This window comes from Pseudomonas sp. PDM31, from assembly GCF_019218965.1.
GTDB lineage: Bacteria > Pseudomonadota > Gammaproteobacteria > Pseudomonadales > Pseudomonadaceae > Aquipseudomonas.
In genome coordinates this window covers 207,432-222,324 of the sequence record NZ_JAHUWS010000003.1, presented here as the reverse complement: position 1 = coordinate 222,324, position 14,893 = coordinate 207,432, and the positions used below count along the sequence as shown (strand labels likewise).

14 protein-coding genes are annotated in these 14,893 nt (G+C 60.7%); 10 read left to right on the top strand and 4 right to left on the bottom strand.

The annotated features are described in order from the left end of the window. Positions 1-26 precede the first annotated feature (26 nt). Positions 27-368, bottom strand: coding sequence for a helix-turn-helix transcriptional regulator (locus tag KW839_RS07460; RefSeq protein ID WP_060540437.1), 342 nt, complete (start codon positions 366-368; stop codon positions 27-29). Positions 369-471: 103 nt separating this feature from the next. On the opposite strand from KW839_RS07460, the gene KW839_RS07455 reads away from it, so the two are divergent. After that, the gene (locus tag KW839_RS07455) at positions 472-1,335 is read left to right on the top strand and encodes an MBL fold metallo-hydrolase (RefSeq protein WP_218423884.1); all 864 of its coding nucleotides are present in this window, start codon (positions 472-474) and stop codon (positions 1,333-1,335) included. Positions 1,336-1,379: 44 nt separating this feature from the next. Here the strand turns inward: KW839_RS07455 and bkdR are convergent, their stop codons facing one another. Further along, positions 1,380-1,868: a Bkd operon transcriptional regulator BkdR gene (bkdR, locus tag KW839_RS07450; protein ID WP_060540435.1), complete on the bottom strand. Its 489-nt coding sequence runs from the start codon at positions 1,866-1,868 to the stop codon at positions 1,380-1,382. 185 nt (positions 1,869-2,053) lie between these two features. Between bkdR and KW839_RS07445 the strand changes: the two genes are divergently transcribed. The 5 genes from KW839_RS07445 to KW839_RS07425 all read left to right on the top strand — a co-directional run bounded on the left by KW839_RS07445 (position 2,054) and on the right by KW839_RS07425 (position 8,304). Continuing rightward, positions 2,054-3,289 carry a 3-methyl-2-oxobutanoate dehydrogenase (2-methylpropanoyl-transferring) subunit alpha gene (locus KW839_RS07445; RefSeq protein WP_060540433.1) on the top strand — a complete coding sequence of 412 codons (1,236 nt, stop codon included), beginning with the start codon at positions 2,054-2,056 and terminating at the stop codon, positions 3,287-3,289. A gap of 1 nt (position 3,290) precedes the next feature. Then, on the top strand, positions 3,291-4,349 hold the full coding sequence (locus KW839_RS07440) for an alpha-ketoacid dehydrogenase subunit beta (protein ID WP_060540432.1): 1,059 nt from the start codon (positions 3,291-3,293) through the stop codon (positions 4,347-4,349). Beyond that, a complete protein-coding gene (locus KW839_RS07435) occupies positions 4,350-5,630 on the top strand; it encodes a dihydrolipoamide acetyltransferase family protein (RefSeq protein ID WP_218423883.1) in 1,281 nt (426 codons plus the stop codon). It abuts the gene before it with no gap. A gap of 3 nt (positions 5,631-5,633) precedes the next feature. Next, positions 5,634-7,016 carry a dihydrolipoyl dehydrogenase gene (gene lpdA / locus KW839_RS07430; RefSeq protein ID WP_218423882.1) on the top strand — a complete coding sequence of 461 codons (1,383 nt, stop codon included), beginning with the start codon at positions 5,634-5,636 and terminating at the stop codon, positions 7,014-7,016. Between the two features lie 268 nt (positions 7,017-7,284). Beyond that, entirely contained in the window at positions 7,285-8,304 is a 1,020-nt protein-coding gene (locus KW839_RS07425; RefSeq protein WP_060540429.1) for a branched-chain amino acid aminotransferase, read from the top strand. 140 nt (positions 8,305-8,444) lie between these two features. Here KW839_RS07425 and KW839_RS07420 read toward each other — a convergent pair whose 3' ends face one another. Then, positions 8,445-8,783: an FKBP-type peptidyl-prolyl cis-trans isomerase gene (locus tag KW839_RS07420; protein ID WP_218423881.1), complete on the bottom strand. Its 339-nt coding sequence runs from the start codon at positions 8,781-8,783 to the stop codon at positions 8,445-8,447. Between the two features lie 144 nt (positions 8,784-8,927). Here KW839_RS07420 and KW839_RS07415 point away from each other — a divergent pair, with 144 nt between their 5' ends. From KW839_RS07415 to KW839_RS07400, 4 genes are all read left to right on the top strand, one after another. Further along, on the top strand, positions 8,928-9,992 hold the full coding sequence (locus tag KW839_RS07415) for a M4 family metallopeptidase (protein WP_218423880.1): 1,065 nt from the start codon (positions 8,928-8,930) through the stop codon (positions 9,990-9,992). Then, positions 9,989-10,324: a protealysin inhibitor emfourin gene (locus tag KW839_RS07410; protein ID WP_218423879.1), complete on the top strand. Its 336-nt coding sequence runs from the start codon at positions 9,989-9,991 to the stop codon at positions 10,322-10,324. The genes KW839_RS07415 and KW839_RS07410 overlap by 4 nt, the downstream gene beginning before the upstream one ends. Positions 10,325-10,779: 455 nt before the next feature. After that, positions 10,780-12,588 (top strand): monovalent cation:proton antiporter-2 (CPA2) family protein, encoded by a 1,809-nt coding sequence (locus KW839_RS07405; protein ID WP_218423878.1) that lies wholly within the window; start codon positions 10,780-10,782, stop codon positions 12,586-12,588. A gap of 73 nt (positions 12,589-12,661) precedes the next feature. Then, complete coding sequence (locus KW839_RS07400; RefSeq protein WP_218423877.1) at positions 12,662-13,759, top strand: DNA alkylation repair protein; 1,098 nt, start codon at positions 12,662-12,664, stop codon at positions 13,757-13,759. A 105-nt stretch (positions 13,760-13,864) separates the two neighbouring features. Here KW839_RS07400 and KW839_RS07395 read toward each other — a convergent pair whose 3' ends face one another. After that, entirely contained in the window at positions 13,865-14,767 is a 903-nt protein-coding gene (locus tag KW839_RS07395; RefSeq protein ID WP_060540422.1) for a LysR family transcriptional regulator, read from the bottom strand. Between the last annotated feature and the right edge of the window lie 126 nt (positions 14,768-14,893).

The window sequence follows — 14,893 nt, the reverse complement described above, 5'->3', positions numbered from 1 at the left end:
ACATTATTGAGTTGCGCTGGCCGGCATCAAGGTTGCACCCAGCTTTGAAGCACAGCCCCGCAATAAAGCCCGGAGAGGGTCTTCATCACCTGGATCACTTCGTGACTGGCGAGACCGTAGAAAATGTACTTGCCTTCACGACGGGTCGCGACCAACCCCTCATCGCGCAGGATGCCCAATTGCTGGGACAGGGTCGGTTGACGCACGCCGGTCATTTTTTCCAGCTCGCCGACGTTGCGCTCACCCTGGGTCAGCTGGCACAGGATCAACAGGCGATCCTCGTTGGCCAGGGCCTTGAGCAGCGCACATGCCTTGGAGGCCGAGGCGCGCAGTTGAGCGACTTCACATTCGGTCAGACTGGATTGCATTTGCAGGATGCCTTCAATGTCACTTAAGCTGTACACATTATGTTTTTACATAAAGTGTTGCAAGCCATGACTCACTTTTCTTCCCCTGCACAGGTTCGTGTCCATGCCCGCGCTGATTGAAGCTTTCCTCGACCCCGCCTCCTCGACCTACAGCTACGTGGTCTACGAGACTGATGGCGGTCTGTGTGCGATCGTCGATCCGGTGCTCGACTACGACGCCGCCTCCGGGCGTACCGCGACCACCCAGGCAGACACAATCATCGCGTTCATTCGCGCCCATGCACTGCAGGTGCAATGGCTGCTGGAAACCCACGCACATGCTGATCACCTGTCCGCCGCGCCGTACCTGCGCAGGGAGCTTGGCGGCAAAATCGCCATTGGCGAGTCGATCAGCAAGGTCCAGGACGTGTTCAAGGCGCTGTTCAATCTGGAGCCGTCATTTCGCGTCGACGGCTCGCAGTTCGATCACCTGTTCGCACCCGATGAATCGTTCATGATCGGCAACCTCAAGGCCACCGCCCTGCATGTACCCGGCCATACCCCGGCGGACATGGCCTACCTGGTCGACGGTAACGTGATTCTGGCGGGCGACACGCTGTTCCTGCCAGACGTGGGCACTGCCCGTTGCGACTTTCCCGGCGGCAATGCCCAGCAGATGTTCTCTTCAATCCACAAACTGTTGGCCTTCCCCGCCAGCGTGCGCCTCTACGTGTGCCACGACTACCCGCCCGAGGGCCGTGAGTCCCACTGCATGAGCACCGTCGGCGAGCAGCGCAAAAGCAACATCCACGTGCGTGACGGCATCGACGAAGGCGCCTTCGTCGCCATGCGCACCCAGCGCGATGCCGGGCTGGGCATGCCCACACTGTTGCTGCCGGCGATTCAGGTGAATGTGCGGGCGGGCAATTTGCCGCCAGCGGAAGACAATGGCGTTACCTACCTGAAAATTCCGATCAATCAGCTTTAAGACCGATCGTTCCCATTGCGTGGGAACGATCAGGCATGCTGGCTTCAAGCCCCCAACGTCAAACCATTAGACGGCAACGGCAGCGCCGTCTTGTACCGCACCTGCTTGAGTGCAAAGCTCGAGCGGATGTTCGCCACCCCCGGCACCTTGGTCAGAAAGTCCATCATGAAGCGCTCCAGGGACTGGATGGTCGGCACCAGCACCCGGATCAGGTAGTCCGGGTCGCCGGCCATCAGGTAGCACTCCATGACTTCCGGGCGATCGGCGATTGCCTCTTCGAAATGCTGCAGCGCCTCCTCTACCTGCTTCTCCAGGCTGACGTGGATGAACACGTTGACGTGCAGCCCCAGCAGGTCCGCGTCCAGCAGCGTCACCTGCTCGCGAATGAGGCCCAATTCTTCCATCGCCTTGACCCGGTTGAAACACGGCGTCGGCGACAGGTTCACCGAACGTGCGAGGTCGGCGTTGGTGATGCGCGCATTCTCCTGAAGGCTGTTGAGAATGCCGATGTCGGTACGGTCCAGTTTGCGCATGAGATAAAACCACCTGTTTTTTATGCTTATGCAGATTTTTTATCTGCAAATGATCTTTAGCGCAATGAAACAGAGAGAAATATTCTTCTTGGCCGGGCCTATGATTGTTGTAGGACAAGATTTCTTTTATCGAAGAATGACGGTCAGCTCACTACAAGAAATTCACAAGATCGAGCGAAAAAGCCATGAATCAAGCGTATGAACCGCTGCGCCTGCACGTTCCCGAACCCTCGGGCCGCCCAGGGTGCAAAACCGACTTTTCCTACCTGCGTCTGACCGATGCCGGTACGGTGCGCAAACCTTCCATCGACGTTGAACCTGCCGACACCGCTGATCTGGCCAAGGGCCTGATACGCGTGCTCGACGACCAGGGCAACGCCCTCGGTCCGTGGGCTGAAGGCGTACCGAGCGAGATCCTGCGCAAAGGCATGCGCGCCATGCTCAAGACGCGCATCTATGACAACCGCATGGTGGTCGCCCAGCGTCAGAAAAAAATGTCGTTCTACATGCAGAGCCTTGGCGAAGAAGCCATCGGCAGCGGCCAGGCCCTGGCGTTGAACATCGACGACATGTGCTTCCCGACCTACCGCCAGCAAAGCATCCTGATGGCCCGCGAAGTGCCGCTGGTAGACCTGATCTGCCAACTGCTGTCCAACGAGCGCGATCCGCTCAAGGGACGTCAGCTGCCGATCATGTATTCGGTCAAGGATTCCGGTTTCTTCACCATTTCCGGCAACCTTGCCACCCAGTTCGTGCAAGGCGTGGGCTGGGGCATGGCCTCGGCGATCAAGGGCGACACCAAAATCGCCTCCGCGTGGATCGGCGACGGTGCCACCGCTGAATCCGACTTCCACACTGCCCTCACCTTCGCCCACGTCTACCGTGCGCCAGTGATCCTCAACGTGGTCAACAACCAGTGGGCGATCTCCACCTTCCAGGCCATTGCCGGCGGTGAAGCGACCACCTTTGCCGGTCGTGGCGTCGGCTGCGGGATTGCCTCCCTGCGCGTCGATGGCAACGATTTCGTCGCGGTCTATGCCGCCTCGGCCTGGGCTGCTGAACGTGCGCGCCGCAATCTGGGGCCGACCATGATCGAATGGGTCACCTACCGCGCCGGCCCGCACTCGACCTCCGATGATCCATCGAAATACCGTCCTGCCGACGACTGGAGCCACTTCCCCTTGGGCGATCCGATTGCGCGTCTCAAGCAGCACCTGGTGAAAATCGGCCAGTGGTCCGAAGAGGAACACGCCGCCGTCAGCGCCGAGCTGGAAGCCGAAGTGATTGCCGCGCAGAAAGAAGCCGAACAGTACGGCACCCTCGCCGGCGGCCAGATTCCAAGCGCCGCGACCATGTTCGAAGACGTCTACAAAGAGATGCCGGAGCACTTGAAGCGCCAGCGTCAAGAGTTGGGGATCTGACATGAACGATCACAACAACAATATCCAGCTGGAAACCGCCATGACCACTACCACCATGACCATGATCCAGGCCCTGCGCTCGGCCATGGATGTGATGCTTGAGCGCGATGACAATGTCGTGGTGTTCGGCCAGGACGTGGGCTACTTCGGCGGCGTGTTCCGTTGCACCGAAGGCTTGCAGAACAAATACGGCACCTCCCGGGTGTTCGACGCACCGATTTCCGAAAGCGGCATCGTCGGCGTGGCCGTGGGCATGGGCGCCTATGGTCTGCGCCCGGTGGCCGAGATCCAGTTCGCCGACTACGTGTACCCGGCGTCGGACCAGATCATTTCCGAAGCGGCGCGCCTGCGTTATCGCTCAGCCGGTGAATTCACCGCGCCAATGACCCTGCGCATGCCTTGTGGCGGCGGCATCTATGGCGGCCAGACCCACAGCCAGAGCATCGAAGCGATGTTCACCCAGGTCTGCGGCTTGCGCACGGTAATGCCGTCCAACCCTTACGACGCCAAGGGCCTGCTGATCGCCTCCATCGAAAACGATGACCCGGTAATCTTCCTTGAGCCCAAGCGCCTGTACAACGGTCCGTTCGACGGCCACCACGATCGCCCGGTAACCCCGTGGTCGAAACACCCTGCCGCACAAGTGCCGGACGGTTACTACACGGTGCCGCTGGACGTCGCCGCCATCACCCGCCCGGGCAAGGCCGTGACCATCCTGACCTACGGCACCACCGTGTATGTCTCGCAAGTCGCCGCTGAAGAGACTGGTATCGATGCCGAAGTGATCGACCTGCGCAGCCTGTGGCCGCTGGATCTGGAAACCATCACCAAGTCGGTGAAGAAAACCGGGCGCTGCGTGATCGTCCACGAAGCCACCCGCACCTGCGGTTTCGGTGCGGAACTGGCTGCATTGGTACAAGAGCACTGCTTCCACCACCTGGAAGCGCCGATCGAACGCGTCACCGGTTGGGATACCCCCTACCCGCACGCGCAAGAGTGGGCGTATTTCCCTGGTCCGTCCCGAGTGGGCGCGGCTTTGAAACGGGTCATGGAGGTCTGAATGGGTACTCACGTTATCAAGATGCCGGACATTGGCGAAGGCATCGCAGAAGTTGAATTGTCGGTGTGGCACGTCAAGGTCGGCGACATGGTCGTCGAGGATCAGGTGCTCGCCGATGTGATGACCGACAAGGCGATGGTCGATATTCCGTCGCCGGTTCATGGCAAGGTGATTGCCCTGGGCGGCCAGCCTGGCGAAGTGATGGCGGTCGGCAGTGTGCTGATCAGTATCGAAGTCGAAGGCGCGGGCAACGTCAAGGAGTCGGCTCAGCCTGCGGCCCCCGTCGTTAAAGAAGCGCCGGTTGCGGCGCCGAAAGTTGAAGCCGTAGTGCAAAGCAAACCGGTCGCTGCTGCAGCACCACGAGCCGCCGTCTGCCAAGGCCCGATGGTAGCCCGCGAAGCCGATGAGCGCCCATTGGCCTCCCCGGCCGTGCGCAAACATGCACTGGACCTCGGCATTCAACTGCGTCTGGTTCGCGGCACCGGCCCGGCCGGTCGCGTGCTGCACGACGACCTCGATGCCTACCTGGCCCAGGGTCAGTCGAATGCATCGGCACCTGCCTCTGCCGCTTACGCCCAGCGTAACGACGAAGAACAGATCCCGGTGATCGGCATGCGCCGCAAGATTGCCCAGCGCATGCAGGACGCCACCCAGCGCGCCGCGCATTTCAGCTATGTCGAAGAAATCGACGTCACTGCCGTGGAAGAGTTGCGCGCACACCTCAACGAAAAACATGGCGCCACTCGCGGCAAGCTGACCTTGCTGCCGTTCCTGGTGCGCGCCCTGGTCGTTGCCCTGCGTGATTTCCCGCAGATCAACGCCCGTTACGACGACGAAGCCCAGGTCATCACCCGCCTCGGCGCGGTGCATGTGGGTATCGCCACCCAGGCCGACATCGGTTTGATGGTGCCGGTAGTGCGCCATGCCGAGGCCCGCAGCCTGTGGGACAACGCGGCGGAAATCTCCCGCCTGGCCACCGCTGCCCGCAATGGCAAGGCCAGCCGCGACGAACTGTCCGGCTCGAGCATCACCCTGACCAGCCTCGGCGCCCTTGGCGGCATCGTCAGCACCCCGGTGCTGAACCTGCCGGAAGTGGCCATCGTCGGCGTCAACAAGATCGTCGAACGGCCGATGGTGATCAAAGGCCAGATCGTGGTCCGCAAGATGATGAACCTCTCCAGCTCTTTCGATCACCGCGTGGTCGATGGCATGGACGCGGCGCTCTTCATCCAGGCCGTACGCGGCCTGCTCGAACAACCCGCTACCCTGTTCATGGAGTAAGGCATGCAGTCTCTGAGCACCAAGCTATTGATCATTGGCGGCGGCCCTGGCGGTTATGTGACGGCGATCCGTGCCGGCCAGCTGGGTATCCCGACCATTGTGGTGGAAGGCCAATCCCTGGGCGGTACTTGCCTGAACATCGGCTGCATTCCGTCCAAGGCACTGATTCACGTGGCCGAGCAGTTCCACCAGACACAACACCACAGCCAGCACTCGGCCCTGGGCATCAGTGTTTCGGCGCCAAGCCTGGATATCACCAAGAGCGTGGAATGGAAGGACGGCATCGTCGACCGCCTGACCACCGGCGTTGCGGCGCTGCTGAAGAAGAACAAGGTCCAGGTCATACAGGGCTGGGCCAAGGTCATCGACGGCAAGACCGTCGAGGTCGGCGACACGCGCATACAGTGCGAGCATCTGGTGCTGGCCACCGGTTCGAAGAGCGTGAACCTGCCGATGCTGCCGATTGGCGGGCCGATCATCTCTTCCACCGAAGCCCTGGCGCCGACCTCGGTGCCCAAACGCTTGATCGTGGTGGGTGGCGGCTACATCGGCCTGGAACTGGGTATTGCCTATCGCAAGCTAGGCGCCGAGGTCAGCGTAGTCGAGGCGCAGGAGCGCATCCTGCCGGCCTATGACGCCGAATTGACCCAACCGGTCCATGACGAACTGAAAAAACTTGGCGTGAAGCTTTACTTGAAACATAGCGTGCAAGGCTTTGATTCTTCTAACAATACACTGCAGGTGTTGGAGCCGAATGGCGACACCCTGAACCTGGAAACCGATCAGGTGCTGGTGGCTGTCGGGCGCAAGCCCAACACCCGGGGCTGGAACCTTGAAGCGCTGAATCTGCAGATGAACGGTTCGTCGATCAAGATCGACAATCGCTGCCAGACCAGCATGCGCAACGTCTATGCCATCGGCGACCTCAGCGGTGAGCCGATGCTCGCGCACCGGGCCATGGCCCAGGGCGAGATGGTCGCCGAGCTGATCAGCGGCAAGACCCGCGAGTTCAACCCGACCGCCATTGCTGCCGTGTGCTTTACCGACCCGGAACTGGTGGTGGTCGGCCAGACCCCGGACGACGCCAAGGCTGCGGGGCTGGACTGTATCGTCTCGAGCTTCCCGTTCGCCGCCAATGGCCGGGCGATGACGCTGGAGTCCAAAAGCGGCTTCGTGCGAGTGGTCGCCCGTCGGGACAATCACCTGATTGTCGGCTGGCAGGCGGTGGGCGTCGGGGTGTCGGAATTGTCCACGGCGTTTGCCCAGAGTCTGGAAATGGGCGCGCGGCTGGAAGACATCGGCGGCACCATCCATGCCCATCCGACGCTGGGCGAGGTGGTGCAGGAAGCGGCGTTGCGGGCCCTTGGCCACGCGCTGCACCTGTGATCCAGGACAATGGATGGCGTGGCTGATGGCCTCTTCGCGGGCAAGCCCGCTCCCACAGGGGATTTGCAGTGAACACAAATTTTGCAAACACCAGAAACTACTGTGGGAGCGGGCTTGCTCGCGAATTCTCCAGAGCGACACTATTTCTGCCGATTAGCCGATAGTCCGGGCTGCGAAACCGGCCCGGAATGAAGTATTGTTGTCCCCATCCAAAAAAATGTCAGAAGCCTTGAACCGTTTCGACGGTTGTTCAGTGATAGAGGGTGTCATGGGTAACGAAAGCATCAATTGGGACAAGCTGGGTTTTGACTACATCAAGACAGACAAACGCTACCTGTCGCACTGGCGCAACGGTGAGTGGGATAAAGGCTCCCTGACCGAAGACAACGTGCTGCACATCAGTGAAGGCTCCACTGCCCTTCACTATGGCCAGCAGTGCTTTGAAGGCCTGAAGGCCTACCGCTGCAAAGACGGCTCGATCAACCTGTTCCGCCCGGATCAGAACGCCGCGCGCATGCAACGCAGCTGCGCCCGCCTGCTGATGCCGCAGGTGTCCACCGAGCAGTTCGTCGAAGCGTGCAAGGAAGTGGTCCGCGCCAACGAGCGCTTCATCCCGCCTTATGGCACCGGCGGCGCGCTGTACCTGCGCCCGTTCGTGATCGGCGTGGGTGACAACATCGGCGTGCGCACCGCCCCCGAGTTCATCTTCTCGATCTTCTGCATCCCGGTCGGCGCCTACTTCAAGGGCGGCCTGACCCCGCACAACTTCCTGATCTCCAGCTACGACCGCGCCGCGCCACAAGGCACCGGTGCCGCCAAGGTCGGTGGCAACTACGCCGCCAGCCTGATGCCAGGCTCCCAGGCCAAGAAAGCCCACTTTGCCGACTGCATCTACCTGGACCCAATGACCCACTCGAAAATCGAGGAAGTCGGTTCGGCCAACTTCTTCGGGATTACCCACGACAACAAGTTCGTAACCCCGAACTCGCCGTCGGTACTGCCAGGCATCACCCGCCTGTCGTTGATCGAACTGGCCAAGTCCCGTCTGGGCCTGGAAGTGGTCGAAGGCGACGTGTTCATCGACAAGCTGGCGGACTTCAAGGAAGCCGGCGCCTGCGGTACCGCTGCGGTGATCACGCCGATCGGTGGCATCAGCTACAACGACCACCTGCACGTGTTCCACAGCGAAACCGAAGTCGGTCCGGTCACCCAGAAGCTCTACAAAGAGCTGACCGGGGTGCAAACCGGCGACGTCGAAGCACCAGCGGGCTGGATCGTCAAGGTCTGACCTGACACCCACCGGTCGTAAAAAGCGCCGCCTTCGATGTCGAAGGCGGCTTTTTTGTGGCTGATGCAGCCCCCCGTAGGAGCCGGCTTGCTGGCGATGCAGGCGACTCGGTTCAACATTTGACTGAGTTGATGCGTCAATCAGTCATCCCGGGTCAGCACTTCCAGCAATTCAATTTCGAATATCAGGTTCGAATTCGGCGTGATTTTGCCCATGGTGCGTTCGCCATAAGCCAGATGCGCCGGCACCAGCAGCTTGCGCTTGCCGCCGATCTGCATGCCCATGATTCCCTGGTCCCAGCCCTTGATCACCCGACCGGTGCCGATTACGCACTGGAAAGGTTTGCCTCGACTGTAGGAAGAGTCGAATTCAGTGCCGTCCTCCAGCCAGCCGCGGTATTGGGTGGTGATCAGCGCGCCTTTGACGGCGGCTTTGCCAGCGCCGGGTTCGAGATCGATGATTTGTAGTTCGTTGGTCATGTTCGTACTCGTTCACGTTCGCCCGATTCTTGCAGGCGTGGACGGCGGTTTTCGCAGAAACCGGCGCGGATGGCAATGGGTGGAACCGATACCTCGTCTGTCGCTCACATAAGTATCAACCACCATTGTGCAAGGGATGCTCTGATGACTGACACTCTGGCTCTACGCAGTTTCATCCCGCCCTACATTCTGCGCCGTATCCTCGCGAACGGCTCTGAACACCAGCGGGCCAGCGCGATGAACACCCTGACCCATATTCGCACCTTGCGGCATCAGCCGGGCCCACCCGTGCGTCCTCCTTCGGCGGCAATTCTCCTGCAAACCAATCAACCAGGGCTGGCACAACGCAGCGTTTATGATGCCCTGGGGAAAACGCTGTTGCCCGGCATGCCGGTGCGTCTCGAGGGCCAATCGGCAAGTGGTGATCCGGCGGTCGACGAAGCCTACGATGCGCTGGGGGCCAGCTACGATTTTTTCTGGAAGGTGCTTGGTCGCAACTCTCTCGACAACAAAGGGTTTGCCTTGATCGGCAGCGTGCATTACGGCCAGAACTACGAAAATGCGTTCTGGAACGGTTCGCAAATGGTCTTTGGTGACGGCGACGGCGAAATCTTCCAGCGCTTCACCCGCTCGCTGGATGTGGTCGGCCATGAATTGACCCATGGCGTGATCGAAAGCGAAGCCGGCCTGGTGTATGCCGACCAGTCAGGCGCGCTGAATGAATCGCTGTCGGATGTGTTTGGCGTCATGATCAAGCAACATGTCCTGGGGCAGACCGCCGATCAGGCGGACTGGCTGATCGGTGCAGACTTGCTGACACCGCGCATCAATGGCGTTGGCCTGCGGTCCATGGCCCATCCGGGCACCGCCTACGACGACCCGCTGCTGGGCAAGGACCCGCAACCGGACCACATGGGCAAGTTCGTCATCACTCAGGAGGACAACGGTGGCGTACACATCAACTCGGGCATCCCCAATCGGGCGTTTTACCTGGTGGCACAAGCGCTGGGCGGCTTTGCCTGGGAGAAAGCCGGTCGCATCTGGTACGACGCATTGTGCGATCGGAGCTTGAACCGCGAAGCGTCATTCAGCGCCTTCGCGCATTTGACCCTTGAGCATGCCCGCAAGCGCTTCAGTGCCCATGAGGCACGTGCCGTGCAACAGGGCTGGGCCGATGTGGGTGTCAATCTGACTCGGGAGGCGCCATGAAAACCCTGCCAATACTGGACGAGCAAGCCGTCGTTCGCCTCTCTCGCCAAGGCGGTTTTGCGACGATTCAGGCCTTGACCCGACCACGGCAAATCGAGTTCGCACAATGCAATTTCGAACAACGGACGCGCATCTGTACCTTGCTGGAAGGTTGTCTGCCGCTGACCAGTTCATCATCCGGCCGTGGCGATCAGCGCTTTTACCAGATCGAACTGCGCTTCCGCACCGGCGAGCAGGACGATGAAATGGTATTGAAAGTGCCGGAAGACCAGGCGCCCGGTGAACTGGTACTGCTCTGGGATAAAGGTGAGCTGCTGCAAAATGGGCGTTGAGCGCCAGCTAATGGCGTCGTGCCCGCCTTACGCCTGTTTGTGACAGATGAGACCGCCATCGCTGGCAGGCCAGCTCCCACAGGGTTTGTGGTCCTACGCAGATTTTGTGTCCACTGCAGACTCACTGTAGGAGCGAGCATGCTCGCGATGAGGCCGGGCCATCCAACATCACTGGCGGCTGACAGACCGCCATCGCTGGCAAGCCAGCTCCCACAGGGGATTGGTGCCGTGAGCGGAATTTGTGTTCGCTTAGACTCACTGTAGGAGCGAGCCTGCTCGCGATGAGGCCGGCACATTCAACATCACCGGCGACTGACACGCCGCCATCGCGAGCGGGCTCCCACATGGGCATTGTGATCGCAACTTTCGCGATGAGCCCTTTTGCGCTGTAGATCCCTCCTGATCCAGCCTTTATCCTTGTAACCCAGCCGTACCGAGTCCCAGGAGTTTTTCTCATGCCACATGAAGGCAACCTGCTGCAAGCCGCTGTCGTATTTCTGCTTGCGGCCGTACTCATCGTTCCCCTGGCCAAGCGCCTGCAACTGGGGGCCGTACTGGGTTATCTGTTTGCCGGGGTGATCATCGGGCCATCGGTGCTGGGCCTGGTCGGTAATTCGCAAAGCGTTAGCCATATCTCTGAACTGGGCGTGGTGTTGCTGCTGTTCATCATTGGCCTGGAGTTATCGCCGCGGCGCTTGTGGGTGATGCGCAAGTCGGTGTTCGGCGTCGGCCTGGCGCAGGTGCTCCTGACCGCAACAGTGATTGGCGTAGTAGCCATGTTTGTTTTCGGCCAGCGCTTGAACAGCGCGATCGTGCTGGGCCTCGGCCTGGCACTGTCGTCCACCGCGTTTGGCCTGCAGAGTCTGGCTGAACGCAAGGAATTGACCAGCCCCCACGGGCGCCTGGCGTTCGCGATCCTGCTGTTCCAGGACATCGCAGCGATCCCGCTGATCGCCATGGTGCCGTTGCTCGCCGGCGGCGATCACAGCACCAGCGCCGGCGAAGACTTGAATAGTGGCCTGCGTGTCCTTGGCAGCATCGCAGTAGTGGTGATCGGCGGACGGTATCTGCTGCGGCCGGTATTTCGTGTGGTGGCCAAGTCCGGCTTGCCCGAAGTGTCGACTGCCACGGCACTGCTGGTAGTGATTGGCACCGCGTGGTTGATGGACATGGCCGGAATCTCCATGGCCCTGGGTGCATTCCTTGCCGGACTGCTGCTGGCAGACTCCGAATACCGCCATGAGATGGAAGCTCAGGTCGAACCGTTCAAGGGCCTGCTGCTGGGCCTGTTTTTCATCAGCGTCGGCATGGGCGCCAATCTCAGCCTGCTGCTCAGTACACCCATTGCGGTGTTGAGCCTGACCCTGCTGCTGATCGCGATCAAACTGCCACTGCTGTTTCTGGTCGGCCGCCTGGCGGGTGGCCTGGGCAACGTCAGCGCGATCCGCCTGGGCATCGTGCTGGCCGCCGGTGGTGAGTTTGCCTTTGTGGTGTTCCAGATCGGTCGCGACCAGGGGCTGTTCGCCCCCGGGCTGCATGACTTGCTGGTGCTGACCATTACCCTGTCCATGGCGGTGACGCCGCTGTTACTGCTGGTTTGCGCGCGTCTCGTCAGCCCCAGGGTGCAACCGGTGGAAGTGCCTGAGCAATTTCGTGAAATCGATGCCGACACCCCACGGGTGGTGATTGCCGGCATGGGCCGCATGGGCCAGATCATTTCGCGTATTTTGCGCGCGCAGAACATCAAGTTCGTCGCCCTCGACACCTCCGTGGAAACCATCGAGCTGTCCCGCAGCTTTGGCGGGGTGCCGGTGTTCTACGGCGACCCGATGCGCCCGGAGATCCTCAGCGCGGCCAAGGTTGGCCAGGCCGAATATTTCATCATCGCCACCGATGATCCGGAAACCAATATCAAGACCGCTGAACTGGTGCGCAAGCTTTATCCGCAGATCAAAATCATCGCCCGCGCCCGTAACCGTCAGCACGTACATCGCCTGATCGACCTGGACGCCGTTGCTGTGCGCGAAACCTTCTATTCGAGCCTTGAAATGAGCCGTCAGGCGCTGATCGGCCTGGGTTTGACCCCGGCTCAGGCGGATGCACGAATCAAGCGTTTCAAGCATCACGACGAGCAGGTGCTCGAAGCCCAGCACGCGGTGTATGACGACGCGGTGAAAGTCCGGCAGACCGCGCAGGAAGCCCGGGCGGAACTGGCGAAACTGTTTGAGTCGGATCAGCTGGAAGAGCAAACGAGCAAGAATTGAGGTGTGCTTGATGGCCCCATCGCGAGCAGGCTCGCTCCCACATGCATCGGATGAACAACCCAAGGAGCCGACAATGACTGACCAATCCTCCCCCGCCCTCAAGGAAATCTTCAACGCCGAACGCTTCCAGCACATTGCCACAGAGATGAGCGCGGTCTATCCCGAATTCGATGCGGGGAAGTTCCTCGAACTGGCCCAGACCGGCCTGGCGGAGTTGAGCGTGATGCAGCGCATGGCCCGGGTCAGTGAGTGCCTGCACGCGGTGCTGCCGCTGGACTATGAAGCGTCATTGCAAGTCCTGCGTGCCCTCGCCCCGCGCCTCAACAGCGGCTTCGTCAGCATGTGCCTGCCGCACTATGTCGCCAGCTATGGCGCCCATGCGTTCGAGCGCTCAATGGACGCGCTCAAGTATTTCACCGCGTTCGGCTCATCGGAATTCGCCATCCGCCATTTCCTGCGCAGCGACCTGCATCGCTCGCTGCAACTGATGCACCTCTGGTCTCTGGATGCCAACGAACACGTGCGGCGCCTTGCCAGCGAAGGTTGCCGACCCCGTCTGCCCTGGTCGTTTCGCCTGGAGCCGGTGCAGGCCGACCCGTGCCTGGCTGCCGGCATTCTCGACAATCTCAAGGCCGACCCCAGCCTGTATGTACGCAAATCCGTGGCCAATCACCTCAACGACATCACCAAGGATCATCCCGAATGGGTGCTGGACCTGATCGAAGGCTGGGCGCTGGACGACAAACACACCGCATGGATCGCCAGACATGCCCTGCGCAGCCTGATCAAACAGGGTAACCCGCGGGCGCTGGCAATCATCGGCGCGAGTGGCAAGCCTGAAGTCGAGATCATGAATGTGAAAGTCGAGCCGCCAGTGATCAGCCTGGGACAGAAAATCACCCTGTCTTTTGCCGTCAAATCCACCGTCGAAACCAGTCAGCACCTGGTGATCGATTATGCGGTCGATTACGTCAAGGCCAACGGCAGCACCTCGGCCAAAGTGTTCAAGCTCAAGGCCCTCACCCTGCCCGGCAAGGCCTCCGAGGTGATAAGCCGAGGTCAGCAGATCAAGGAACTCACCACGCGCAAGCACTACGCGGGCGTGCACGCCGTACATATCATGGTCAACGGCGAACGCCTGGCCAGTACCTCGTTCGAGATTGTTGCTTAGACCTCAAGATGGATATTGGATGTACACCGCCTTCGCGGGCAAGCCCGCTCCCGCAGGGGAGAATACATTCCAATGTGGGAGCGGGCTGCCCGTGAAGGCGTCCGTTCAGACACCGGGAGAAGCTGGCCCCAGCAGCAACCCCTGCTCACGCTCACACAACTGCACCACGTAATCCCACAATACCCGCAGCCGCACGGACTTGTGCAGTTCGCGGCGGGTGCTGATCCAGTAGCTGCGCTGGATGCTTTCGTCCGGCAGTAGCGGCACCAGCTCAGGGTCGGCGCTGGCCATGTAACAGGGCAGCACGGCGATCCCCAGGCCGGAGCGCGCCGCCTGTTGCTGGGCAATCACACTGGTGCTGTGAAAGACCACCTGCGGGTTGCGGCAAAAGCTGTTGAGGAACATCAACTCCTGGCTGAACAACAGGTCGTCGACATAGCCGATCCAGGCATGTCTGCCCAGGTCTTCGCGGCTGCGCAGCGGTGGCGAGCGGTCGAGATAGTCCTGGCTGGCATACAGTGCCAGTCGATAATCGGTAAGTTTTCGGGTCACCAGCATATCGGCGGCCGGGCGTTCCAGGTGGATGCTGATTTCCGCTTCGCGGTTGAGGATGCTGACAAAGCGCGGCACCGCCACCAGCTCCACTTCCAGTCCGGGATAGCGTTCGAACAGGCCGTTCATGCGACTGGCGAGGAACATGATCCCCAGCCCTTCCGTCACCCCGACGCGGATCTTGCCCAGTGGCGCCGTGGACTGGGTGATCTCCTCCTGGGCCAGCAGCGCGACGTTTTCCATCGCCTCGGCGTGTTTGAGTAGCGCTTCGCCGGCCGGTGTCAACTCATAGCCTTGGGCATGCTGCACGAACAGCGCCGTGCCCAGACTCTTCTCGATGGCTTCGATGTGCCGCGCCACAGTGGCGTGGGTGGTGTTCAAACGGCGGGCAGCGGTCAGCAGACGCCCGCTGCGCTGCAATTCGAGAAAAAACCGCAGGTCATTCCAGTCGAACATGAATCATCCTTGAGCCGGGCTATGGGGTTGGCTGTTCAAAAACGCACAGCGGCTGCGCAAAAACTAACATTCTTTTGCCGAAAGCTAACAACTAGGATGACCCACAACAAGAACAACAAACGAGGT